This is a genomic window from Streptomyces sp. Ncost-T10-10d, assembly GCF_900091955.1.
GTDB lineage: Bacteria > Actinomycetota > Actinomycetes > Streptomycetales > Streptomycetaceae > Streptomyces.
Genome location: NZ_FMDF01000130.1, coordinates 100,047 through 121,081 on the forward strand (window position 1 = coordinate 100,047; position 21,035 = coordinate 121,081).

The 21,035-nt window shown below is 70.5% G+C and carries 18 protein-coding genes and 1 pseudogene; 13 read left to right on the forward strand and 6 right to left on the reverse strand.

Annotation, left to right across the window (positions count from 1 at the left end; genetic code table 11):
- Positions 1-2: 2 nt before the first annotated feature.
- Genes GA0115254_RS21080 through GA0115254_RS21090 form a run of 3 tightly spaced genes read left to right on the forward strand, consistent with a single transcriptional unit; the run spans position 3 to position 2,865 of the window.
- Entirely contained in the window at positions 3-557 is a 555-nt protein-coding gene (locus tag GA0115254_RS21080) for a TlpA family protein disulfide reductase (protein ID WP_093896834.1), read from the forward strand.
- Entirely contained in the window at positions 554-2,386 is a 1,833-nt protein-coding gene (locus GA0115254_RS21085; protein ID WP_093896835.1) for an ABC transporter ATP-binding protein, read from the forward strand. Before GA0115254_RS21080 ends, GA0115254_RS21085 begins: the two co-directional genes overlap by 4 nt.
- Positions 2,383-2,865, forward strand: coding sequence for a S26 family signal peptidase (locus tag GA0115254_RS21090; RefSeq protein ID WP_093896836.1), 483 nt, complete (start codon positions 2,383-2,385; stop codon positions 2,863-2,865). Before GA0115254_RS21085 ends, GA0115254_RS21090 begins: the two co-directional genes overlap by 4 nt.
- Before the next feature lie 256 nt (positions 2,866-3,121).
- Here GA0115254_RS21090 and GA0115254_RS21095 read toward each other — a convergent pair whose 3' ends face one another.
- Positions 3,122-3,856, reverse strand: a complete 735-nt coding sequence (locus GA0115254_RS21095) for a carbonic anhydrase (RefSeq protein WP_176740226.1) — start codon at positions 3,854-3,856, stop codon at positions 3,122-3,124.
- Positions 3,857-4,597: 741 nt separating this feature from the next.
- On the opposite strand from GA0115254_RS21095, the gene GA0115254_RS21100 reads away from it, so the two are divergent.
- From GA0115254_RS21100 to GA0115254_RS21110, 3 genes are all read left to right on the forward strand, one after another.
- Positions 4,598-5,344, forward strand: coding sequence for an IPT/TIG domain-containing protein (locus GA0115254_RS21100; protein WP_093896838.1), 747 nt, complete (start codon positions 4,598-4,600; stop codon positions 5,342-5,344).
- 256 nt (positions 5,345-5,600) lie between these two features.
- Complete coding sequence (locus GA0115254_RS21105) at positions 5,601-6,887, forward strand: IPT/TIG domain-containing protein (protein WP_093896839.1); 1,287 nt, start codon at positions 5,601-5,603, stop codon at positions 6,885-6,887.
- Positions 6,888-7,021: 134 nt separating this feature from the next.
- A complete protein-coding gene (locus GA0115254_RS21110; RefSeq protein WP_093896840.1) occupies positions 7,022-7,522 on the forward strand; it encodes a levansucrase in 501 nt (166 codons plus the stop codon).
- A gap of 88 nt (positions 7,523-7,610) precedes the next feature.
- On the opposite strand, the gene GA0115254_RS21115 is transcribed toward GA0115254_RS21110, so the two are convergent.
- Positions 7,611-8,144, reverse strand: a complete 534-nt coding sequence (locus GA0115254_RS21115) for a MarR family winged helix-turn-helix transcriptional regulator (protein WP_093896841.1) — start codon at positions 8,142-8,144, stop codon at positions 7,611-7,613.
- A gap of 39 nt (positions 8,145-8,183) precedes the next feature.
- Here GA0115254_RS21115 and GA0115254_RS21120 point away from each other — a divergent pair, with 39 nt between their 5' ends.
- Positions 8,184-9,110 (forward strand): DMT family transporter, encoded by a 927-nt coding sequence (locus tag GA0115254_RS21120; protein ID WP_176740227.1) that lies wholly within the window; start codon positions 8,184-8,186, stop codon positions 9,108-9,110.
- Here GA0115254_RS21120 and GA0115254_RS21125 read toward each other — a convergent pair.
- Together GA0115254_RS21125 and GA0115254_RS21130 are read right to left on the reverse strand one after the other, a co-directional pair.
- Positions 9,049-11,679 (reverse strand): discoidin domain-containing protein, encoded by a 2,631-nt coding sequence (locus GA0115254_RS21125; protein ID WP_370740914.1) that lies wholly within the window; start codon positions 11,677-11,679, stop codon positions 9,049-9,051. The two genes, GA0115254_RS21120 and GA0115254_RS21125, sit on opposite strands and share 62 nt — an antisense overlap.
- A gap of 73 nt (positions 11,680-11,752) precedes the next feature.
- Complete coding sequence (locus GA0115254_RS21130) at positions 11,753-12,850, reverse strand: threonine synthase (protein ID WP_256102712.1); 1,098 nt, start codon at positions 12,848-12,850, stop codon at positions 11,753-11,755.
- Between the two features lie 254 nt (positions 12,851-13,104).
- Here GA0115254_RS21130 and GA0115254_RS21135 point away from each other — a divergent pair, with 254 nt between their 5' ends.
- Positions 13,105-14,688, forward strand: coding sequence for a S8 family peptidase (locus tag GA0115254_RS21135; protein WP_093896843.1), 1,584 nt, complete (start codon positions 13,105-13,107; stop codon positions 14,686-14,688).
- 67 nt (positions 14,689-14,755) lie between these two features.
- Here the strand turns inward: GA0115254_RS21135 and GA0115254_RS46340 are convergent.
- Positions 14,756-14,914 (reverse strand): annotated as a pseudogene (locus GA0115254_RS46340) (glycosyl hydrolase); the annotation flags it as partial.
- 150 nt (positions 14,915-15,064) lie between these two features.
- Here GA0115254_RS46340 and GA0115254_RS21140 point away from each other — a divergent pair.
- From GA0115254_RS21140 to GA0115254_RS21160, 5 genes are all read left to right on the forward strand, one after another.
- Positions 15,065-15,817: a GntR family transcriptional regulator gene (locus tag GA0115254_RS21140; RefSeq protein ID WP_093896844.1), complete on the forward strand. Its 753-nt coding sequence runs from the start codon at positions 15,065-15,067 to the stop codon at positions 15,815-15,817.
- Between the two features lie 396 nt (positions 15,818-16,213).
- A complete protein-coding gene (locus GA0115254_RS21145; RefSeq protein WP_256102713.1) occupies positions 16,214-16,396 on the forward strand; it encodes an SPOR domain-containing protein in 183 nt (60 codons plus the stop codon).
- Between the two features lie 41 nt (positions 16,397-16,437).
- Entirely contained in the window at positions 16,438-16,842 is a 405-nt protein-coding gene (locus GA0115254_RS21150; RefSeq protein WP_093896846.1) for a (deoxy)nucleoside triphosphate pyrophosphohydrolase, read from the forward strand.
- A 211-nt stretch (positions 16,843-17,053) separates the two neighbouring features.
- Positions 17,054-17,482 carry an ATP-binding protein gene (locus GA0115254_RS21155; RefSeq protein ID WP_093896847.1) on the forward strand — a complete coding sequence of 143 codons (429 nt, stop codon included), beginning with the start codon at positions 17,054-17,056 and terminating at the stop codon, positions 17,480-17,482.
- Positions 17,483-17,675: 193 nt separating this feature from the next.
- Entirely contained in the window at positions 17,676-20,225 is a 2,550-nt protein-coding gene (locus GA0115254_RS21160) for a SpoIIE family protein phosphatase (RefSeq protein ID WP_093896848.1), read from the forward strand.
- An 83-nt stretch (positions 20,226-20,308) separates the two neighbouring features.
- On the opposite strand, the gene GA0115254_RS21165 is transcribed toward GA0115254_RS21160, so the two are convergent.
- Positions 20,309-21,022, reverse strand: a complete 714-nt coding sequence (locus GA0115254_RS21165; RefSeq protein ID WP_093896849.1) for a PspA/IM30 family protein — start codon at positions 21,020-21,022, stop codon at positions 20,309-20,311.
- Positions 21,023-21,035 lie beyond the last annotated feature (13 nt).

Genomic DNA, 21,035 nt, shown 5'->3' on the forward strand with positions numbered 1-21,035 from the left:
GAGTGAGCTACGCCATCACCGGCCTCGCCCTTCTCGCCGCGGTCACCCTCGTCAACGCCCTCCTCACCTTTGCGGTCATCAAACGCTGGCGCGCCACGATGGCCGCCCCCGCCCCGGCCGCCGCGGCCTCGGGCCCTCCCACCCTTGCCGTACACGAAGGTGACCGCACCCCCGCTTTCACCCTGCACACCCCCCGGGGCGAAGTCAGCGAATCCACCCTGACCGGGCACCCCGCCCTCATCTGTTTCCTCCGCCCCGACTGCGGGCCGACCAGGGAAAGCCTCCCCGGGATCCAACGGTGGGCCGAGGCGAACACCCCGTCAGGCGCGCATCTCGTCGCCGTCATCAGCGGACAGCCCGCCGAAGCCGGCCCCCTGCTCGAAGCAGTCGGCCCGCTCACCGGACTCACCGCCACCGAACCCCCGAACGGTCCCGTCGCCGGCGCCTTCGGCGTACGCCACCACCCCACCTTCGTCCTCCTCGACGCCGACGGGACCATCACAGAGACGGGCATCGGCCAAGGTTCCCTGCCCGCGCTCAACCTCCTCACCGCATGAGCGGGCAGTCCACCTCCCGCACGGCCGAATTCCTGCGGGGCCTCACCGCCGTACTCGCCCTCACGCTGCGGTCCTGCCCCGGGGCCCTCGCCGTCCGCAGCGCCGCCGTCGTCATCGCGGGTACAGCCCCCGTAGCCGCCTCCTGGCTGCTCAAGTACGTGGTCGACAGCCTCACCGCGGATGAATTCCGCGCCTCGGACCTCAACTGGGCCGCAGCCGGCATCGGACTGCTCACGGTCCTCCTCGCTGCCGCCTCAGCCATTTCCTCCTACGCCGACGGCCGCATCCGCCGCGCCACCTCCACCCGGGCCCAGAGCGACCTGCTCACGGCTGTCAACCGGCTCAGCGGTCTGTCCAAGCTCGAACAGCCCGCCTTCCACGACCGCGTCCAACTCGCCATCCAAAGCGCGCAGGGGGCCGAGCGACTCGTCGGTGCAGCACTCCAGGGCGCCCAGGGAGTCCTCACCCTGGCGGGCTTCCTGGGAAGTCTCCTGCTCATCAGCCCCACCCTGGCCGCCATCCTCGTCGCCGCGGCCGTTCCGGCCCTCTTCGCCCACCTGGCCAACAGCCGGCATCGCGCGGACATGTTCTGGCGCACCAGCAACCTCGCCCGCCGCCAGATCTTCTACCGAGGGCTGCTCACCGACGCTCAAGCGGCGAAGGAGATCCGCCTCTACGGCCTCGGCGGCTACTTCGCGCAGCGCATGCGTACCGATCTCGACAGCATCAACCAGCAGGAGGAACGCCTCGACCGCCGCCTCGCCGGCTACGAGACGGCCCTCGCTGCCCTCGGAGCCGTCGTCTCCACCGGCGCACTCGTCTGGGGCGTGCACCAGGCCGCCGCCCACGCCCTCACCGCCGGTGACGTGTCCCTCCTCGTCGCCGCCCTCGCCGGCATGCAGACGGCACTCATCGGCCTGGTGGGGTGCATCGCCCAAAGCCACCAGACGGCCCTGCTGTTCAGTCACTACCTGCACGTCACCCAGGTCCGGGACGACCTCCCCGCCCCGGCCGCCCCGATCGCCCCACCGCCCCTGAGCCACGGCATCGAATTGCGGGACGTCTGGTTCCGCTACACCGACGACGGACCGTGGATCCTCCGCGGAATCAGCCTGACCATCCCGCACGGCACCAGCCTGGCCGTCGTCGGTCTCAACGGGGCCGGCAAGAGCACCCTCGTCAAACTGCTGTGCCGCCTCTACGACCCGCAGCGGGGCAGCATCCACTGGGACGGCATCGACCTCAAGGACTTCCCCGCGGACCAGCTGCGCCGACGGGTCAGCGTCGTCTTCCAGGACCCGATGGAGTACGACCTCACCGCCGGGGAGAACATCGGCCTCGGTGACCTCGGATCTCTCCACGACCACGGACGCATCCAAGCCGCCGCCGCCGATGCCGACATCCACACCGCCCTCGCCCGCCTCCCACAGGGGTACGACACCATGCTCAGCCGGATGTTCTTCCCCGACGACACCGAAGACACCAGCCCTGGCGTCCAGCTGTCGGGCGGCCAGTGGCAGCGCCTCGCGCTCGCCCGGGCCCTGATGCGTTCCGAACGCGATCTCATGATCCTCGACGAGCCCAGCACCGGCCTCGACGCGGTCGCCGAACGCCACGTCCACGACCGGCTCACCTCACTCCGCCGGGGCGCGACGAGCATCCTCGTCTCCCACCGCCTCAACACCGTCCGCGCCGCGGACGTCATCGTCGTCATCGCCGACGGAACCGTGCAGGAGACAGGCACCCACGAACAGCTCATGACCGCCCACGGCACCTATGCCGAGCTCTTCACCACGCAAGCCGAAGGCTACGAGGAGAGCGTCCGGTGACCGCCGCGGTCCTGGTGCTCCTCGCCCTCGCAGGACTCCTCGTCCTCGCCGCAGCCCTGTTGCTGGCGCGTGGGCGGCTGGTGGCCGTGACGGTCCGCGGATACAGCATGTCGCCGACTCTCATGCCCGGCGACCGGATCCTCATGCTCCGCGGCAGACGCCGTGTCGCCACGGGCCGGGTGGCCGTCGTCGTCGCACCCCACCCCGAGCACGGCTGGCACGCCCCCGCGGGCACCACGCCCGACTCGTGGTACGTCAAACGCATCGTCGCCGTCGCCGGAGAGCCCGTACCGCACTGGGCCCGCCGATGCCCCGGTACCCACGTGCCGCCGGGCATGCTCGTCCTCCTGGGCGAAAGGCCGGGCTCGATGGACTCCAAACAGTGGGGCTACTGCCCCGAGGACAAGCTCATCGGAACCGTCCTGCTCCGCCTGCGGGCCGCTGCGGCTTCCGGTGCGCCTTCTTCGCTTCCTTCTTGAGGCCGCGACGTGCCGTACCGGGACGGAGGCCGGCCTACGGGTCGGGCTGCACCAGCAGTGTCGGTCGGCCTCGGGCGGTGCGTTCGGCGGCCCAGGTGTGGCCGAGGGCGGTGAAGTCATCGTGGCGGCGTCCCCGCGCCGGCTCGTGCACCACACCGGGGGGTGCCGGCCCAGGGACGATGCCTCGGCGGTCGGGCAGCCCGCCATCACTACTGACCGCGGAGCGGTTCTGGGCGGGAGGGCGGCGTCCGGCCGGTCAGGAAGGCGCGCCGGCCAGGACTTCCACCTTGCCGGTGTCGAGCGAGTAGTAGGCGCCGACCACGGCAAGGGCGCCCCGCCGCACGAGTGGGGCCAGGTCCTGGTTGGAGCGCAGGTCGGCTGCGGTCAGCTCGACCTGGGCGCGGGCCATGGACTCGACCGGGTCGCCGCCGCCTTCCCTGACGGCCTGCTCGTACGCCGGCCGCAGAGCCTTGGCGATCGCCTCCAGGTTGCCGGGCAGCGGCTTGCCGTCACGGATGGAGTTGTACGCCGCTTCGACGGCGCCGCAACGTTGATGCCCGAGGACCACGATGAGCGGAGTGCCACTCGTCATGGGCCCGTACTCCACGGAACCCGTGACCACCGGGCCGATCGCCTCCCCGCCCGTGCGCATCACGTACAGGTCACCCAGCCCGGTGTCGAAGAGGAGTTCAGGCGGTACGCGGGAGTCGATGCACGAGAGGATCGCCCCGAAAGGTTCCTGCTTCTGGGCTACGAACTGGCGCCGGTTCGGATCCCGGTCGGGGTGTTGGAGGTCTCCGCTCACCCAGCGCTTGTTGCCGTCCATCAGTCTCGTGAATGCCGCGGCGGGCGTGGTCGGCCGCGCTTCCGGCGAAGTGCTGGTCGCCAAGGGGGTGGCACTCGTCGATGAGCATCCCGCAAGTGCGACCGAGGCGACCACGAGTCCGCCGGCGAGCAGAGTCCTGCGATCCGGATGTCCCGCTCTGTCCATCGGTCGTTCCCCTCAGTCCGCTGAGACGCGTCCGCACGCCCTGACCCGGGTGATTGTTCAGCGTGGTGCGGGAGCCCGACGGCAGGCGCAAGCGGGCGCGGGCCGCTTTGCCACCGACGGCCCACAGGAACCGGCCGGTTGCGTGGTGGTTTCTGGGGGGCGCGTGGTGGGAGAGGCGGCGGATTCGACTCTCCCCGGCGTGCCGATCGATCCGCCCTGTGCGCTCGTCCGTTCAGGTGGCTACTCGTCAAGATGCTTGAGCCATATTCCATCCGTATGGGTCACTTGGGTGACCGAACCGGTGGGCCGCCCATCCCTCTCCGGGGGAGCGCGGAACCGTTCTGTTCGCCGACCGTCCATGTGTGACGGACCTCGGCATCGTTTGCTCCGGACAGCCGCGATGGGCGCCCCTGTGGAGGACTTGGATCCGACCAGTCGCCCCTGCCACGTAGCGGCAGGGGCTGGTGCGACAGCCCCCGGCCTCTGCAAGAGAGCGGTGCGCGAACCATCCGCGCACACCGAGCACCTCGTCATCGAGGCCACAAGCGTGGCCGCCGGCCGCGGCGTCCGGGGCCGGCGGTGCGCGACACGGCCCATCACGGCTCCGAGCACCCTGCGCGAGGACGGCCGGGTCCGACAGCGGCCCGGTGTTCCAAGCCATGGCCATGGTTCTTGAGCCGGACCCGGCGCGGATTCAACTCCCTTGCTCGGGAGTCCAGTTCATACTCACGGAGGACGATCATGCCAATCAGTCCGAACCAGGGTTCCACCGGTGGCGGTACCACTGTCACCATCACGGGAACCAACCTCACGGGCACCACCGCTGTGCTCTTCGGCACCAAGCCGGCGACCGGCGTCACCAACGTCTCGCCCACCCAGGTCACCGCTGTCTCGCCGTCCGGCTCCGGCACGGTCGGCGTGACGGTGACCACCCCGGGCGGAACCAGCAACCCGATCCCGTTCTTCTACGTCGGCGCCCCGTTCAAGTCCGGTCTGAGCGTGAGCTCGGGCGCCACCGCAGGCGGCAACACCATCACCATCAGCGGCACCGGCCTGTCCACCGCCACGGGGGTGTCCTTCGGCGCCAACACCGTGACGCCGACGGTGGTGTCGGACAGCCAGATCAGCGTCGTCGTGCCCGCTGGTGCGGCAGCCGGGCCGGTGGGCGTCAGCGTGACGACCGCCGGAGGCACCAACAACGGTCTGTCGTACACGTACATCGACGTCCCGACCATCACCGGGATCACTCCGGCTTCCGGACCGACGTCCGGCGGAACCGCGGTGACCATCACGGGCACCAACCTGACCTCGACGAGCCAGGTCACGTTCGACTCGGTGCCGGCACCGTTCTCGGTCATCAACGCGACGACGGTGTCCGCAGTCACCCCGCCCGGGACCGTCGGCGCGGTCGACGTCGGTCTCTCCAACCCTGCGGGCACAGCCACGGACGTCGGCGCCTTCACGTACGTGACAGGCCCCGGCATCTGATCCGTCACGGCTGCGGCACCGACTGCCGACGCGGAACAGCGTCCGGCGCCGGTACCGCCTCCGGATGCATGGCGTCCGCCCGGTCCGGGACATTCCCCGCCCGGCCGGGCGGGCCACCAACCGGCACCACTCGCTCGTCGCCGCCCGGCCAGGAGGTCCGGGCGGCGCCCCGGCGTCCCGTCCGCAACGCCCTGATCACGCCCCACAGATCACATCACCCAACAGGAGAACGGCTTTGGAGAGCTCCGGCAGCTCAATGCCCCGCGCCACGCAACCGTCGACGGCCGCGGCGGCCCCCACAATCACCACGAACGGCCCCGTCTCGGGGACCGCCGGAACGGTCGTCACACTGACCGGCACCGGATTCACCGGCGCGACCGCGGTCACCTTCGGCGGTGCTCCCTCCGCTTCGTTCACCGTGGTGTCCGCGACCGTGATCACCACGGTCGCCCCGGCCGGTGCGGGCACCGTACAGATCACGGTGGCCACGCCCGATGGAACCAGTAACGCCATTGGCTTCACCTACACGATCGCGACACCCGTGATCAGCTCCGTCGTCCCCAACCAGGGGTCGGTCGAGGGCGGGAACACGGTCACATTGACCGGAACCGGCTTCACCGGCGCCACCTCGGTCAGTTTCGGTACCGTGGCCGCCGCGTTCATCGCCGTCTCCGCGACGCAGGCCACCGCGGTCGCCCCCGCCGCGCCCGTCGGCACCGTCAACGTCACGATCACCACTCCGGGCGGCACCAGCGCCGGGATCCCCTATACGTATGTCGCCGCTCCGGTTCTGGGCAGTGTGACTCCGGCCCAGGGGCCACTCGCGGGTGGGAACAGCATCACCTTGTCCGGGACCGGCTTCACCGGAACGACCTCCGTTCGCTTCGGGGCGAACGCGGCGACTTCGTTCAGCGTCGTCTCGGCGACCCAACTGACTGCCGTTGTCCCCACCGGCGGCCCGGGTCCGGTTGCCGTCACGGTCACCACGCCCGCGGGTACCAGCACCCAGGCCGTCCCCTACTACTACCTCGCCGCACCGGTGATCAGCGGCGTCACCGCCGGGTCCGGGCCGGTGGGCGGTGGCATGGCCGTGACGCTGACCGGTGCGAATTTCCTCCAGGCCACGGCGGTTCGCTTCGGTGCGACGGCGGCGACCCCTTACACCATCTTCTCGGCCACGGAGATCAGAACGGTATCGCCGCCCGGTGCCGCCGGCACGGCCCCGGTCACCGTCACCACACCCGGTGGCACGAGCAACGGTGCAGCCTACGTATATCTGGGTGCCCCGGCCGTCACCGGTCTGGTGCCCAACCAGGGGCCGTTGGCCGGCGGGAACACGTTGACGCTCACCGGCGTCGGACTGACGTATGCCACCTCGGTACTGTTCGGTGCCGTGCCCGCCGGTTTCACCGTGGTCTCCGACACCCAGCTGACAATCACGGCACCGCCCGGCGTGGCGGGCGCAGTCACCGTCAGGGTCGTCACCCCCGGTGGCACCAGTGTCGGCGTTTCCTACACCCGAATCGGCACCCCCGGCATCTGAGCGGTCCGGCACGCAACGTGAGGAGAGATGCCGGCCGGTGTGCGGACGGGGAAGCGGCTCGACGGGCAGGCAGGTCGGCTCGGCGAACGGTCGGTGGGTTTCCGAAGGGGCCCGGCCCGTGCACAATCGCGGCCATGAGTGAAGAGTCGATACGAAACTACCTGGCCGCGGTCGAGAGCCGACTGGCGGCCGACGGCTGTGCCCCGCGCTGGGAGGACTGGGCCGGGGTCCCTGTGCTCGTCGGACGGCGGGCCGACTTCCGGATGCGCTGGGCGGCCACCAATCTGCATCTGTTCACCGTGGCCGCCGCCGTGCCCGAGGTCACCGTGCCGGTCATCGACACGTTCACCACGCAGGTGCTCGCGTACGCCAAGAAGAACAAGGGCGGCCTGCCCGTCGGGATGCAGACCGGCGTCGCGTCCTTCCCCGTCCTGGTCAGCGACCGGATCGATCCGGCCGCCATGGCGTGGGCGGAGGAGAAGCAGCGCAATCAGTTCGCCTGCTTCGCGCGGCCGGTCGTCGTCGACAGCGCGCAGGGCTACGTGGGCATGTACCGGGGGAAGCCGGCCCTGGGGCGGGCCTACGCCTCGCATCTGATCGAGAAGGGCGCCCGCTACTTCCAGCCGCAGGGCTGAGCCGCCGAGTTCAGGGGTGTTTCAGCCGGCGTCGTGCCGTGGGGTGTTCGCGGGCCGGTTCGCCGTGTGGCGGGGATCACGTGCGGTCTCATGCGCCGTGCGGCGGCTCCACGCGGCTCAGCCATCCGGTCAGGAGCGCCTCCAATTGTGCCGCCTCCTGCGGTGACAGGGCGTCCAGGAGGCGGCGTTCGTTGCGCATGTGCTCGGTGAAGGCCTGGTCGATCAGTTCCCGCCCCGCGTGGGTGAGTGCGACCACCCGGCCCCGGCCGTCGCCGGCCGAGCGGCGGCGGGTGACGAGGCCGTCCCGTTCCAGGCGGTCGATCCGCTTGGTCATCGCCCCCGTGGTGACCATGGTGCGCACCGCCAGCTCCCCGGGGGCCCGTTCGTACGGCTCTCCCGCGCGGCGCAGCGCCGCCAGCACATCGAACTCGCCCTCGCTCAGGCCGAAGTGCCGGTAGACCACACAGAGCTGCTCCGTGAGCATTCCGGCCAGGCGGTGGAGCCGGCCGATCACCCCTTGGGGGCTCACGTCGATTTCCGGCCGTTCCCGGGCCCACTCGGCCTGGATGCGGGCGATGTGGTCGAGGGGCGGGGGAGAGGGCCGGGCGGTTTCGGGCTGCATGGGTTCACTGTAGCTTCCCTGGAAGGCATAATAACTTCCATGGAAGCTACTTTGCGGTGGGTCCTGATCACGGCGATCGCACCCGTCGCCTGGGGTACCACCTACTTCGTCACCCATGCCTACCTGCCGGCCGATCACCCCCTGTACGGGGCCGCGATCAGGGCACTGCCGGCCGGGCTGCTTCTCCTGGCCGTGTGCCGGGAACGGCCGCGCGGTCCCTGGTGGTGGAAGTCCCTGGTTCTCGGAGCCCTCAACATGGGCGGGTTCTTCGCCCTGATCTACGTAGCCGCGCAACTGCTCCCGACCAGCACCGCCTCGACGGTCATGGCGACCTCACCGCTCGTGATGATGCTGATCGCCTGGGCGCTGCTCGCCGAACGGCCGCGCGTGCTGCCACTGGCCGGTGCCGTCGTCGGTCTCGGCGGGGTGTGTCTCATGCTGCTCACCGGGACGGCGTCGATCGACCTGCGCGGAGTACTCGCCTCCGTCGCCGCGATGCTCATGTCGTCCCTCGGCTATGTCCTGGCCAAGCGGTGGGGCGGCGAGGTCGATGTGCTCGCCTCGACCGCCTGGCAGCTGATCGCGGGAGGGCTTCTGCTGCTGCCCCTCGCCGCCCTCGTGGAGGGTGCGCCACCCGCGCTCGACATACCGGCCGCCCTCGGATTCGGCTACGTCACCGTCGTGGCGACCGCGCTCGCCTTCGTCGCCTGGTTCGCGGGCCTGCGCCATCTGCCCGCCGCCACGGTCGGCCTGGTCGGACTGCTCAATCCGGTGACGGGCGTGCTGCTCGGTACGGTGATCGCCGGTGAGACGCTCACCCCCAGGCAGCTCTGCGGACTGGCCCTGGTGTCGGCCGGGATCCTCCTCGGGCGGCCGGTGCGCGGGAGGAGGGTTCAGCACCCTGCTAGGGCTGCGCGACCCGCAACTCCCGTACGCCCACCGGCTTCTCCGCGTCATCCGAAGTGACCGTCAGCCGCACCTGACGGGCCGTCGCCCCCGGCCGGTACGGCTGCCAGTCCGTGCCGTTCACCGATGTCTCCAGGCTGTAGGAGGGGAAGCGTGCGTCCGTCCATTCCGGCTCGATCGAGGTCACCGGGGCCGCACGCCCCAAGTCCACCGTCAGCGCGCCCGTCGCGCCGTCCGGGGACCAGGACGTGACCGGGCTGCCGTCCACCGCGGCGGCCGCGTACAGGCCGGGGATCTCGGAGGTCGCCGTCGCCGGGCGGCAGCGGGCCGCGTCCGTCGTCCGGGCGAGGTCGGGGCGGCGGGTGGCGAGGGCGAGGGTGCCGGTGAGGAGACGGGGGCCGGTGGGGGTGTGGACGGTGAAGGGGGCGCCGGAGACCAACCGGACCGTCGTCGTCAGGGGGCCGATCGCGATGTCGTACGTACGGCCCCGGTAGCGCAGCCCCGTCAGAGTGACGCCCTTTCCCAGCTGCGGCGGCAGCAACGGATCGAGGCGCACCCCGTCCTCCCGCAGCCGAAGACCCGTCAGACCATGCGTGAAGACCTGGAGGAATCCACCCTTCCCGGTGAGGAAGTCCTGGGCGGGGGAGCCCGACAGCGGGTCCTGCGCGCCCGCTTTCGCGCCCCGGGCCTCACTGAACAGGGCGTACGGGCCGCGCATGAACGGGCGCACGGCGCGCTGGAGATAGGTGTACGTTGCGCAGCCGGCCTCCCCGATCGTGGCGGCGTCGATCGCATGGACCGAGTCCGTCATCGCCGGTCCGTCCGGATCGGTGCGCGCGGCGTAGTAGTCGAGCGTGGACGCCCGGGCGCCCGGCTCCATCGGCCACTCGAGCGGGTAGATCAGCAGCACCGCGTCGGCCTGTTTGATCGTCGAGCCGTTGTAGCCCGCGTACTGGAGGAAGAGTTTCCGCTCCGGGTCGTACGGGATGCGCAGACCGTCCGCGACCCGCGTCCACTCGGCCGGTGCCGGGTGCCCGAGCAGTTGCGCCGCGCGGGTGGCGTTGCGCAGGGACGTGGCCGCGACCGCGTTGGTGAAGACCCCGTCGGTGACGCCGTTGCTGTATTCGTCGGGGCCCGCGACGTTTTTCACCGAGTAGCTGCCGTCGCCGTTCGCGGTGGCCCGCGAGGCCCAGAAGTCGGCGATCCCCCGAAGCAGTGGCCAGCCGTGCCCGGCCAGCCAGTCGCGGTCCCCGGTCGCCAGGTAGTACTGCCAGACCGCGAGCGAGATGTCGCCCTGGAGATGGTTCTGGGTGAGGCAGTGCGGGGGATCCCAGCTCTGGCACTCGGTCCAGAGGTTGCCGTTGCTCGCGCTCGTCCACGGGTAGAACAGCCCCCGGAATCCCAGCCTCTGGGCGTTGGTACGGGCAGCTCCGCGCGTGCGGTAGCGGTACTCGACGACGGAGCGGGCCAGTTCGGGGCGGGTGACGAGCAGCGCCGGGTACATCCAGGTCTCGGCGTCCCAGAACACCAGGCCCGCGTAGTTGTCACTGGTCAGACCGGTCGGAGCGATGCTGTCGCGGGACCCGGGCCGGGTGGAGGCGAGCAGTCCGTACTGTGCCGACCGCAGCCACCTCTGCAGTTCGGGACTGTCCGGTACGGAGATGTCGGCCGCCCAGGCCCGCTGCCAGGCGCCGGCGTTCGCGTCGAGGACACCGGACCAGCCGCGCCGGGCCGCGCGCCGGGACGCCTCGCCGGCGGCCGCGCGCGGGGCGGACGAGGTGAGCGCGGTGTCCACTCCGACGTACTTCTCGAAGGTGTACGTGTGCCCGTTGCGCACCCGGACCGTGCTGCGTACCCGGTCGGTGCCGCGTGCCTGCGCCGACGTCGATCCATCGGTGCGCATCGTCTGGACGATGGCGCCCGCCGTCCCGGTGCCCTGCGTGCGGAACGTTCCGTCGTCGTTGAGCGTGATCCGGCGTGCGCCCCGCGGGTCGAGGCGGCCGGTGACGGTCGCCGTGCCGCTCCAGTGCGGTGTCATGCGCAGCCGCACGGCGCCGGTGTGCACATCGGACCGGTCGGCGAGCACCTCGTACGTCAGGTCCGTCGCGCGCCCGTCGGCCGTGGTCCAGCGCAGCGACGTACGCACCAGGCCGCAGCGCAGGAACACCGTCTGGCGATAGCGCGAGATCCGGCCCGGAGGCATGGCGGAACCGTAGGTCTCGTTGCCGACGCGTACGTCGAGCGTCGTCCAGCTCGGCAGTGCGGCGATCACCTCGCGGCCGGCGGCGAGGTTCTTGTCGCGCCCGAACAGGCCGGAGACGAAGGCGCCGTCGTAGCGCGGAGTGAACAGCGGCCAGCCGGTCTTCCCGCCCGGGGCGGCATAGCCGACGCCTGTGGCGGGCACTCGATGGGCCAGATATCCATTGCCGACATAGGGGTCGTAACCGGCGGCCTCGCCGAACCGGGTGGAGGTCGGCGCCCAGGTGGGGTCGGTGTCCCGGCCGCAGGCCGTGGACGAGGCCGGGAGGGGAGCAGCGGCATATGAGAGGGGCGGCAGCGGTGCGATCAGGGCGCCCGCGACCAGAGACGTCAGGGACGTGAGGAGACAGAGGCGCGGGAGGCTCACCATATGAAGGTATGGACGCGCGTGCCGAGCGGCGGTGCACGGCGCGCGGCGCGCGGGTGAACGGCCGCCGGACCCGTCAGCCGGCGAGGCCTGTTTTGAGGCCTGCGCCGCACAGGGGCACGACGACGCTCCGGTCCGTCCAGTCGCCGACCGCGGCCCAGCAGGCGACGCCCGTCGTCTCCACATAGAACCCGCGGGCGGCCAGATCCAGCTGTGCCGTGCGGATCTGATCCTCGGTCACCGTGAGGAAGGTGCCGCCCGATTCCCGTACCGCGGCCAGGATGGCCCGGGCACGCGGTGGGCGGGGGATGGCGATGCCCTCGGCGAGGGTGGGGGCGGCCGCGCCGGCCGGGGCGTCGAGCAGTCCGTCCGCTTCCGCGCGGAAGGCGGCGGCCAACGGTGACACGGCCTCGGCCTGTACGGCGATCAGCGCCGGGCGTTCGTCGATCAGCCCCTGGGCGTGGAGTTCGGCGGTGGCCAGGGCCGCGCCGAGGAGGAGCGTGCCGTTGCCGACCGGTACGGCGATGGCGTCCGGGAGGCGGCCGCCGAGGTCCTCCCACATCTCGTATACGTAGGTCTTCGTGCCGTGCAGGAAGTACGGGTTGAAGACGTGCGAGGCGTAGAAGGTGCCCGGGGTGTCGGCGGCGGTGCGGGCGGCCCGCGCGGTTGCCTCGCGGTCGCCGGGGACGATCTCCAGGCGGGCGCCATGGGCCCGGATCTGCTCGGTCTTCTTCGGGGACGTGCCCTCGGGGACGTACACCGTGCAGGGGAGCGAGGCACGGGCGCAGTACGCGGCGACGGCCGTTCCCGCGTTGCCGCTGCTGTCCGCGATGACGCGCTCGGGCGAGAGGCGGCGGGCCAGTTCGGCGAGCATCACGGCGCCGCGGTCCTTGAAGGAGAGCGTCGGCATCAGGAAGTCGAGCTTGGCCGAGACCGTGCCGGTGAGCGGGACGAGCGGGGTGCGCCCCTCGCCGAGGGTGGTCGTGGGTGCGGCGAGGGGCAGCGCCTCTTCGTAACGCCACAGCGAATTGACGCGACCGGTCAGCGAGTTGAGCGAGAGCGGTCCTGCGACCTCGAAGTCGAGGTCCCAGGGGCCGCGACAGACCGGGCAGCACCAGGTGAGGACGGTGGTTTCGGCGCGGGTGCCGTCCTGCGGACAGAGATACATGGTCATGCCCGTCAGCATGTCAGGCATGTGGCGGCTGCATGGCGAAGGTATGGCACGCGTCAAGGCACCCTTGTGTGATTGCCATGGATCGGTCAATCTTTCGCTGTCGGCCGGGCCGTGAGCGGCGCGGAATCCGAAGCGATTGATTGTCATGCTCATGCTATTCGAGTCCACTCGACTCGGTTCGGCCCGGCCCTGCCCCACCTCCATTTCCCGTGGAACCCCCCACCAGCGCACCGCAATCGAGGAGGACCCCTCACATGTCAGTGATGCGTCACACCCCCCACGCCCGTCGAAGACTCGCCGCGGCGAGCGTCATAGCCGGTGCCGCCCTCGCGCTCTCCACCGCGGCGGCGTTCCCCGCCACCGCGGCCGGGACGGCGGCGGAAGGCCGGATCGAGAACGCGGGTGCTCCGGGCACCATCAGCGGCAGTTACATCGTCACGCTCGACGAAGCGGCGGCCGACGCCGGCTCCGCGCAGGGCAAGGCGCTCGCCAAGGAGTACGGCGCCAAGATCAAGAAGACCTACCACGCGGCCCTCAACGGCTACGCGGTCGAACTCTCCGCCGCACAGGCGAAGAAGTTCGCCGCGGACCCGGCCGTGGAGTCCGTCGTGCAGAACCGGACCTTCACGGTTTCCGGCACGCAGCCCTCGCCGCCCTCCTGGGGGCTGGACCGGATCGACCAGAAGACCCTGCCGCTGAACCAGAGTTACACCTATCCCGACAAGGCGGGTGAGGGTGTCACCGCGTACATCATCGACACCGGTGTCCGGATCACCCACAGCGACTTCGGTGGCCGGGCCTCGTACGGCTACGACGCCATCGACAACGACAACACCGCGCAGGACGGCTACGGTCACGGCACCCATGTGGCGGGCACCGTCGCCGGTTCGGCGTACGGCGTCGCCAAGAAGGCGAAGATCGTCGCCGTCCGGGTCCTCGACAACAGCGGCTCCGGCACGACCGCGCAGGTCGTCGCGGGCATCGACTGGGTGACGGCGAACGCCGTCAAGCCGGCCGTCGCCAACATGAGCCTGGGCGGCGGGGCGGACTCCGTGCTCGACGCCGCCGTACGGAAGTCCATCGCGTCCGGCATCACCTACGCGGTCGCCGCGGGCAACGAGTCCACCGACGCCTCCACGAAGTCCCCGGCACGGGTCACCGAGGCCATCACGGTCGGCTCCACGACCAGCACCGACGCCCGCTCCAGCTTCTCCAACTACGGCAGCGTGCTGGACATCTTCGGCCCGGGTTCGTCGATCACCTCGGCCTGGAACAGCAGTGACAGCGCCACCAGCACGATCTCCGGTACGTCGATGGCGACCCCGCACGTCGCCGGCGCCGCGGCCCTCTATCTGGCCGACCACCCGAGCGACAGTCCGGCACAGGTCTCCGCCGGACTGGTCGCCGCGGCCGGCACCGGAGTGGTGACGAGCCCGGGTACGGGCTCCCCGAACCGGCTGCTGAATGTCGGCAGCGGCACCACCACGCCGCCGGGCAAGAAGTTCGAGAACACGACGAGCTACGCCATCGGCGACAACTCCACCGTCGAGTCGCCGATCACCGTCACCGGTGTCACCGGCAACGCGCCGGCCACGCTGAGCGTGCCAGTCGACATCACGCACACCTACATCGGCGACCTGAAGATCGACCTGGTCGCGCCCGACGGTTCGGTCTACAACCTGAAGGCGTACGGAACGGGTGGCAGCAGCGACAACGTGGTCACCACCTACTCGGTGAACGCCTCGTCGGAGGTGGCCAACGGCACCTGGAAGCTGCGGGTCGGCGACAATGCGGCGGCCGACACCGGGAGGATCAACTCCTGGGCCCTGCAGTTCTGATGATGGCTCCGTAAGCCATTGAAGGTGTGGGGCGGCCGCATCCGCGGCCGCCCCACACCTTGCGTCGGCGCCGGTCGAGGCCCCGGCCGACCGCGGTCATCGGCCCGCCGTCGTCCGCGTCCCCGTCCAGCGACCGGAACATCGCGCCGCCGAGACCGTGCTTGTGGGTGCACGAGGTCTTGGTACGCAGTACCTGCGGGTCGTCGTACGTCCACAGGGTGGTGCCGAAGGGGCGAGGCCTCTCCGGTGGCCGGCGGCGGGATATGCGCGAGGGCGTGATGAATCATCACTTCGGGTGAAACTCTGGCCTGCACTTGCGATCCACAACCGACGGTTGTCAGGCTGTTGCAGACTGTCAACCTGTTGGGAGTGGCCTGTGGCTTTCGGTGAGCAGCCCGCCTATCTGCGCGTGGCGAGCGATCTGAGAGAGAAGATCGTCAACGGTTCGCTGCCGCCGCATACGCGCCTGCCGTCGCAGGCCCGTATCCGAGAGGAGTACGGAGTCTCGGACACTGTCGCGCTGGAGGCGCGCAAGGTGCTCATGGCCGAGGGTCTGGTCGAGGGACGTTCCGGCTCCGGTACGTATGTGCGCGAGCGGCCGGTCCCGCGCCGGATCGCCCGCTCCGGCTACCGGACCCGGGCGGGGGCCAGCCCGTTCCGTCAGGAGCAGACGGCGGACGGGGTGCGCGGGACCTGGGAATCCTGGAGTGAGCAAGAGGGTGCGAGTGGTGAGATCGCCGAGCGCCTCGGCATCGAACCGGGCGACCGGGTGATGCGTACGAGATACACCTTCCGGGAGGCGGGGGAGCCGATGATGCTCTCCACATCCTGGGAACCCCTCGCCGTGACGGGGCGTACGCCGGTGATGCTGCCGGAGGAGGGCCCATTGGGCGGCTGCGGGGTGGTCGAGCGGATGGCCGCGATCGATGTCGTCGTGGACAACGTGGCCGAGCAGGTCGGCGCGCGCCCGGGACTGGCGGAGGAGCTCCTGGCGCTCGGCGGCGTACCGGGGCATGTGGTGATGGTGATCGAGCGTACGTATTACGCATCGGGTCGCCCGGTCGAGACGGCGGACGTGGTGGTGCCCGCCGATCGTTTCCGGATCGCCTACCACCTTCCGGTCAGGTGACCGGTACCCGGAGGGTGCCGTCCGGCGTCGGCGACGACAAATCAAGGCCCGGTCGGATCCTGTGATCGAGGGGCAATCGTCGACCCTCATGGCTTGTCATGTCCCGCTCCTGCCCTCCCGTTCGTACCCGCACGCCGGAGGGTGAGCGGGCCCCGGTCTCGGGCCGACGTCGACGGTGCATACGGCGACGGGCCGGGGAAGTAACTGCCGCAGGGGGCGCATCCAACCGGGTGCGCCCCCTTTCTCCTGGCCGGATCGGTATCTCTTTGTGTAATTACGTATCCGTTGAGTGAAGGTCAGGCGTAGGCTCCGGCATATGCGTACTGCGGTTTCCTGGGGATCCTTAGAGACGTGCATGCCGTTCGAGGGAGGGGCGCAATGCTGGGGAGGGGCGCGATGAGCGACAACGGTGCCGAGCTCCCCTGGCTGGTGATACGGCAGGACGACAACGGCAATCGCTACCGCGTCGGCAGGTATGCCACACAGGGCGAGGCCCAGAAGACTGCCGACAAGCTCGACAGTCACGGCCACAAGCAGCTCTATTGGGTGGAGCGCATCGGGCAGAGCGCCCGGCCGTAGAGCGTCCGCAAGGAGTCGGGCGGGGCGTTACGCTCCGGCTCATGAACGATCGTGTGGTGGTGGCCGGAGCCGTCTACGACCGGGGCCGCCTGCTGGCCGCGCGCCGCAGCGCTCCGCCCGAGCTGGCCGGCCGGTGGGAGCTGCCGGGCGGGAAGCTGGAGCCGGGGGAGAGTGGCGAGCAGGCGCTCGTACGGGAACTCCGCGAGGAGCTCGGCGTGGAGACGGAACCGCTCGAGCGCATCCCCGGTGAGTGGCCGCTGAAACCCGGGTACGTGCTCCGGGTGTGGACGGCCCGTCTGGTGTCCGGGGTGCCCGCACCGCTCCAGGATCATGACGAACTGCGCTGGCTCGGGCCCGGCGAGAGCGACGCGGTCGACTGGCTGGACCAGGACCTGCCCGCGGTCGCGGAGGCGATGCGCCGCCTGCCGGACGGTGCGCCCCGCTGAGCGGAACGCTGCGGCGAGCGCTGCCGGCGTGGATACCGGTGGCGCGCGCCGATTGCCCCGTGCGCCCCTCTCTCGGCGTGCGCCTGTTCGTGCGCGCGGCCATACACCCGTACGCCCCACGTGTCGACCCCGGCGATAGTTCGCCCCGAATATCGGGTATGTCCTGATTAACCCCCGTAAACAGGACGCTCCTCGTTGCTGGTGTTGGGAAGTGAACGGCGTGATCGACACCGAAGGCGACTGCGCCGAGTGGACCTTTCCGGCTGTGCCGGGCGCCGTGCGTTCCGCGCGGCATGCCGTCCATGAGGCGTTGCGCGGCTGGGGGCTCGACGCTGCCGTCGGGGATATGACGGTTCTGCTGGTCAGCGAGTTGGTGACCAACTCCATGCAGTACACATCGGGCCCCATCGGCGTACGGCTGGTGCGCCCTCATCTCAACGGTCACGCCCCCGCCGCCCGTCCCGGACTGCTCGTGGAAGTCTCCGATCCGCTTCCGGATCCGCCCACCGAACGTATGGCGGGACCCGATGACGAGGGCGGCAGAGGACTGCAACTGGTGGCCTGTTCCGCTCGCCGCTGGGGGACCAGACGCGGAAAGACCGGCAAGACCGTGTGGTTCGAGCTGGCCCTGCCTGGTTAGGAGTGGGGTGGGACGCACAGCGATCACCAGAGGTCGGGCAGAACCTGGCTGAAAGGGACTGAGACCGTGCTGTGATCGTGAACGCCGTGTCGGTAGGGGCCGCAGTGCTGAATACTGCGGGCAGGACCGGTCCGGTGTGTGAGCTGGAGGGGACGGTCGCGTGAGCGAAATACCTGGGACGGCGGGCGGCATTGTGTGGCAGAGCAGCCCGCCTGGCTCGATCTATGACTACATCAGGGTCGCCTCCTTCTCGATCGGCCCCGACGGCCTGATCGAGCAGTGGAGCCGGCGGGCCGCCGGTCTCTTCGGCGTTCCCGCAGAAAAAGCGGTGGGTGTGGATCCGGTCGAGGCGTTCATGCCTGCCGAACTGCGCAGGGACGGCCACCGCCGCGTCGGCGAGATCCTCGACGGCAAGGAGTGGACGGGTCTCGTCCCCTTCCGGATACCGGGCGGGGATCCCGTGCACGGGCTTGCCGAGATCTATGTGATGCCGAGCGAGACCGGGACCGGGGAACGCGCCGCGCTCTGCATCGTCGTGGACGTCCGCGCGCTGCGCCGCATCGAGACGGACCTTGCTGCGTCACAGGCCATATTCGGCCAATCTCCCTTCGGTTTCGTGCTGTTCGGTACGGATCTCACGGTGATACGGGCCAACCAGCGCTTCGCCACCGTCTTCGGCGGCCAGGCCGCCGACCACCGCGGCCGTACGGTCGACGACTACCTCTCCCGCCCCGAGGCGGACCGCCTCACCGCCACGCTGGAGCGCGTTCTGGAGACCGGCGCGTCCGTCACCGATCTCCAGCTCGTCGGCACCGCGCCCGGCGACAGCGACAACCGCCACTGGTCCATGAACCTCTACCGCGTGCACAGCGGATCGGGCCGCCCCATCGGCATCGCCGGACTGGCCACCGATGTGACCCGACGGCACATCGCCGCCCGCGAGGCCGCCAGCGCCCGCCGCAACCTCGCCCTGCTCAACGAGGCCAGTGCCCGTATCGGCAACTCCCTCGACCTGGAGACCACCGCCCGCGAACTCCTCGATGTCGCCGTGCCCGGCTTCTGCGACCTCGCCTCCGTCGACCTCTACCAGGGGCTGCTCACCGGCGACGACGCGCCACCCGGCAGCTGGGATTCGCTCCGTCAGGAGTCCGTCGGCGGCTCCGCCGAACTGCGCCGCGTCGCCCTGGCCAGTGCCGTGTCGGACGCCCTGCCCGCCACCTCCGCACCCGACACGGCCGACACGCCCGCGCTCGGCGCCGTACACCGCTTCTCGTACAACTCGCCCTGTGCCATTGCCCTGCGCACCGGTCGAGTCGAGGATGTGCCCGGCGACGGCCGGGGCTTCGTCCAGTCCACGCTCGCCGTACCGATGGTCGCCCACGACACGGTGGTCGGTCTCGTCCAGTTCTCCCGTACGAAGGGCAGCGAACCCTTCGGCGAGAGAGACCGTGCACTGGCCACCGAACTCGCCGCCCGCGCCGCGGTCTGTATCGACAACGCCCGCCTCTACCGGCGCGAGCACGAGCGCGCGCTGATCCTCCAGCGCAGCCTCCTGCCACCCGGCGACCCCGTGGCCGCCGGCCTCGACATCGCCTGCCGCTACCTCCCCGGCAACACGGCCACCGAGGTGGGCGGCGACTGGTTCGACGTGATCGAACTCCCCGGCCACCGGACCGCCCTCGTCGTCGGCGACGTCATGGGCCGTGGTCTGCGGGCGGCCGTGGCCATGGGTGAACTGCGCACCGCCGTGCGGACCCTGGCCCTCCTGGACCTGGAACCCGCCGAGGTGCTCTCCGCACTCGACGAGGTCGCCCGCGGGCTCGGCACCCCCGGCGGCGGCACCTTCTCGTCCGACGGTTTCGGCGGCGGCACCCAGTGGCCCTCAAGGGCCGCCCACAAGTCCCGCGAGGCAGACCTTTCCGAGGTCTACCTGGCGACCTGCGTCTACGCGGTCTACGACCCGGTCACCCGGCGGTGCACCTTCGCCAACGCCGGCCACCTTCCCCCTGCCGTGGTCGAGCCGGGCGAACCGGCCATGCTGCTCGACGTCCCGCCCGGGATGCCGCTCGGCGTCGGCGGCGAACCGTTCGAGGAGGTCGAGGTCGAGCTGAAGGAGGGCGCCCTGCTCGCCCTCTACACGGACGGCCTCGTCGAGTCCCGCGACCATCCGCTCGACGAAGGACTGGATGCCCTGCGCGGTGCGCTCATCGAACCGGAACGGCCGCTCGAAGACGTCTGCGACCACGTACTGACCACCCTCGACACCCGGCACGGCGAGGACGACATCGCCCTGCTCATGGCCCGCATCCGGGGGCTGTCGGCCGACGCCGTCGGCGACTGGCGGCTGCCCCGCGAACCCCGCTCCGTCGGCCGTGCCCGCGAACTGGCCCGTGGTCAGTTGCTCGCCTGGGACCTCGGGGAGCTGGTGGACACCACCGAACTACTGGTCAGCGAACTGGTCACCAACGCCTTGCGGTACGGGGAGGGCGAGATCCGGCTCAGGCTGCTGCGCGACCGTACGCTCGTGTGCGAGGTATGGGACGCGGGTCTCGTCCAGCCGCGGCGGCGGCGGGCACGCGACACCGATGAGGGCGGGCGCGGGCTGCAGCTGGTCGGGCTGCTGAGTGTGGCCTGGGGGTCGAGGCGTACACCGCGCGGCAAGACCGTCTGGTTCGAACTGGCGCTGCCCGACGGGGAGCCGGCCGCCGAGCGCACGGTCGAGCAGCTGCTGAGCATGTTCTGAGCGGTTCGGGAGGCCGCCGAGGGCTCCTGCCCGCCATGGAGCCGCCGGCGGCGCCGCCCGTCACCAGCCCGCCCGGACCGCGGTCACGAGGCCGTTTTCAGGGCGGCGAGACGGGCCTCGACCTCGGCGCTGTCGCCCAGGCTGTCCAGCTGCTCGAACTGGGCGTCCAGGGACGACGCGGCGAGCTCCTGCTTGCCCAGCGCCTTCGCCTCCTCGCGCCGTACCTTGTCCTCGAAACGGCTGAGTTCACTGGTCGGGTCGAGCACATCGATGTTCTTGACGGAGTCCATCATCCGGTTCTGCGCCTGGGCGGACCTGGCGCGTGCGACGAGCTCGTCACGCTTGGACTTCAGCTCCGTCAGCTTGGTCTTCATCTGGTCCAGGCCGGACTTGAGCTTGTCCACCACCTCGGTCTGCGAGGCGATGGTCGGCTCCGCGGTCTTCGCCTCCTTCTCCGACCGGAGCTGGCGGCCGAGCGCGACCTTGGCCAGGTTGTCGAACTTGTCCGCCTCCGCGCCCGCCCCGCCCGCCCGCAGCTCGTCGGCCTTGCGACTGGCGGCGAGCGCCTTGCCGCCCCACTCCTTGGCCGCGTCCACGTCCTCCTGGTGGTCCTGTTCCATCAGCCGCAGATTGCCGATGGTCGCGGCGACCGCCTGCTCGGCCTCCGAGATATTGGCCGTGTAGTCGCGGATCAGCTGGTCCAGCATCTTCTGCGGATCCTCCGCCTGATCCAGCAACGCGTTGATGTTGGCCTTCGCCAGCTGGGTGACGCGGCCGAGGACGGTCTGCTTGGTCATGGCACCTCTCCTG

Bases quoted from the DNA above. Each gene is read 5' to 3' on its own strand.
- GA0115254_RS21085 (WP_093896835.1), top strand. From the start codon at position 554: ATGAGCGGGCAGTCCACCTCCCGCACGGCCGAATTCCTGCGGGGCCTC.
- GA0115254_RS21095 (WP_176740226.1), bottom strand. From the start codon at position 3,856: ATGGACAGAGCGGGACATCCGGATCGCAGGACTCTGCTCGCCGGCGGA.
- GA0115254_RS21100 (WP_093896838.1), top strand. From the start codon at position 4,598: ATGCCAATCAGTCCGAACCAGGGTTCCACCGGTGGCGGTACCACTGTC.
- GA0115254_RS21105 (WP_093896839.1), top strand. From the start codon at position 5,601: ATGCCCCGCGCCACGCAACCGTCGACGGCCGCGGCGGCCCCCACAATC.
- GA0115254_RS21110 (WP_093896840.1), top strand. From the start codon at position 7,022: ATGAGTGAAGAGTCGATACGAAACTACCTGGCCGCGGTCGAGAGCCGA.
- GA0115254_RS21115 (WP_093896841.1), bottom strand. From the start codon at position 8,144: ATGCAGCCCGAAACCGCCCGGCCCTCTCCCCCGCCCCTCGACCACATC.
- GA0115254_RS21120 (WP_176740227.1), top strand. From the start codon at position 8,184: ATGGAAGCTACTTTGCGGTGGGTCCTGATCACGGCGATCGCACCCGTC.
- GA0115254_RS21125 (WP_370740914.1), bottom strand. From the start codon at position 11,679: ATGGTGAGCCTCCCGCGCCTCTGTCTCCTCACGTCCCTGACGTCTCTG.
- GA0115254_RS21130 (WP_256102712.1), bottom strand. From the start codon at position 12,850: ATGACCATGTATCTCTGTCCGCAGGACGGCACCCGCGCCGAAACCACC.
- GA0115254_RS21135 (WP_093896843.1), top strand. From the start codon at position 13,105: ATGTCAGTGATGCGTCACACCCCCCACGCCCGTCGAAGACTCGCCGCG.
- GA0115254_RS21145 (WP_256102713.1), top strand. From the start codon at position 16,214: ATGAGCGACAACGGTGCCGAGCTCCCCTGGCTGGTGATACGGCAGGAC.
- GA0115254_RS21150 (WP_093896846.1), top strand. From the start codon at position 16,438: ATGAACGATCGTGTGGTGGTGGCCGGAGCCGTCTACGACCGGGGCCGC.
- GA0115254_RS21165 (WP_093896849.1), bottom strand. From the start codon at position 21,022: ATGACCAAGCAGACCGTCCTCGGCCGCGTCACCCAGCTGGCGAAGGCC.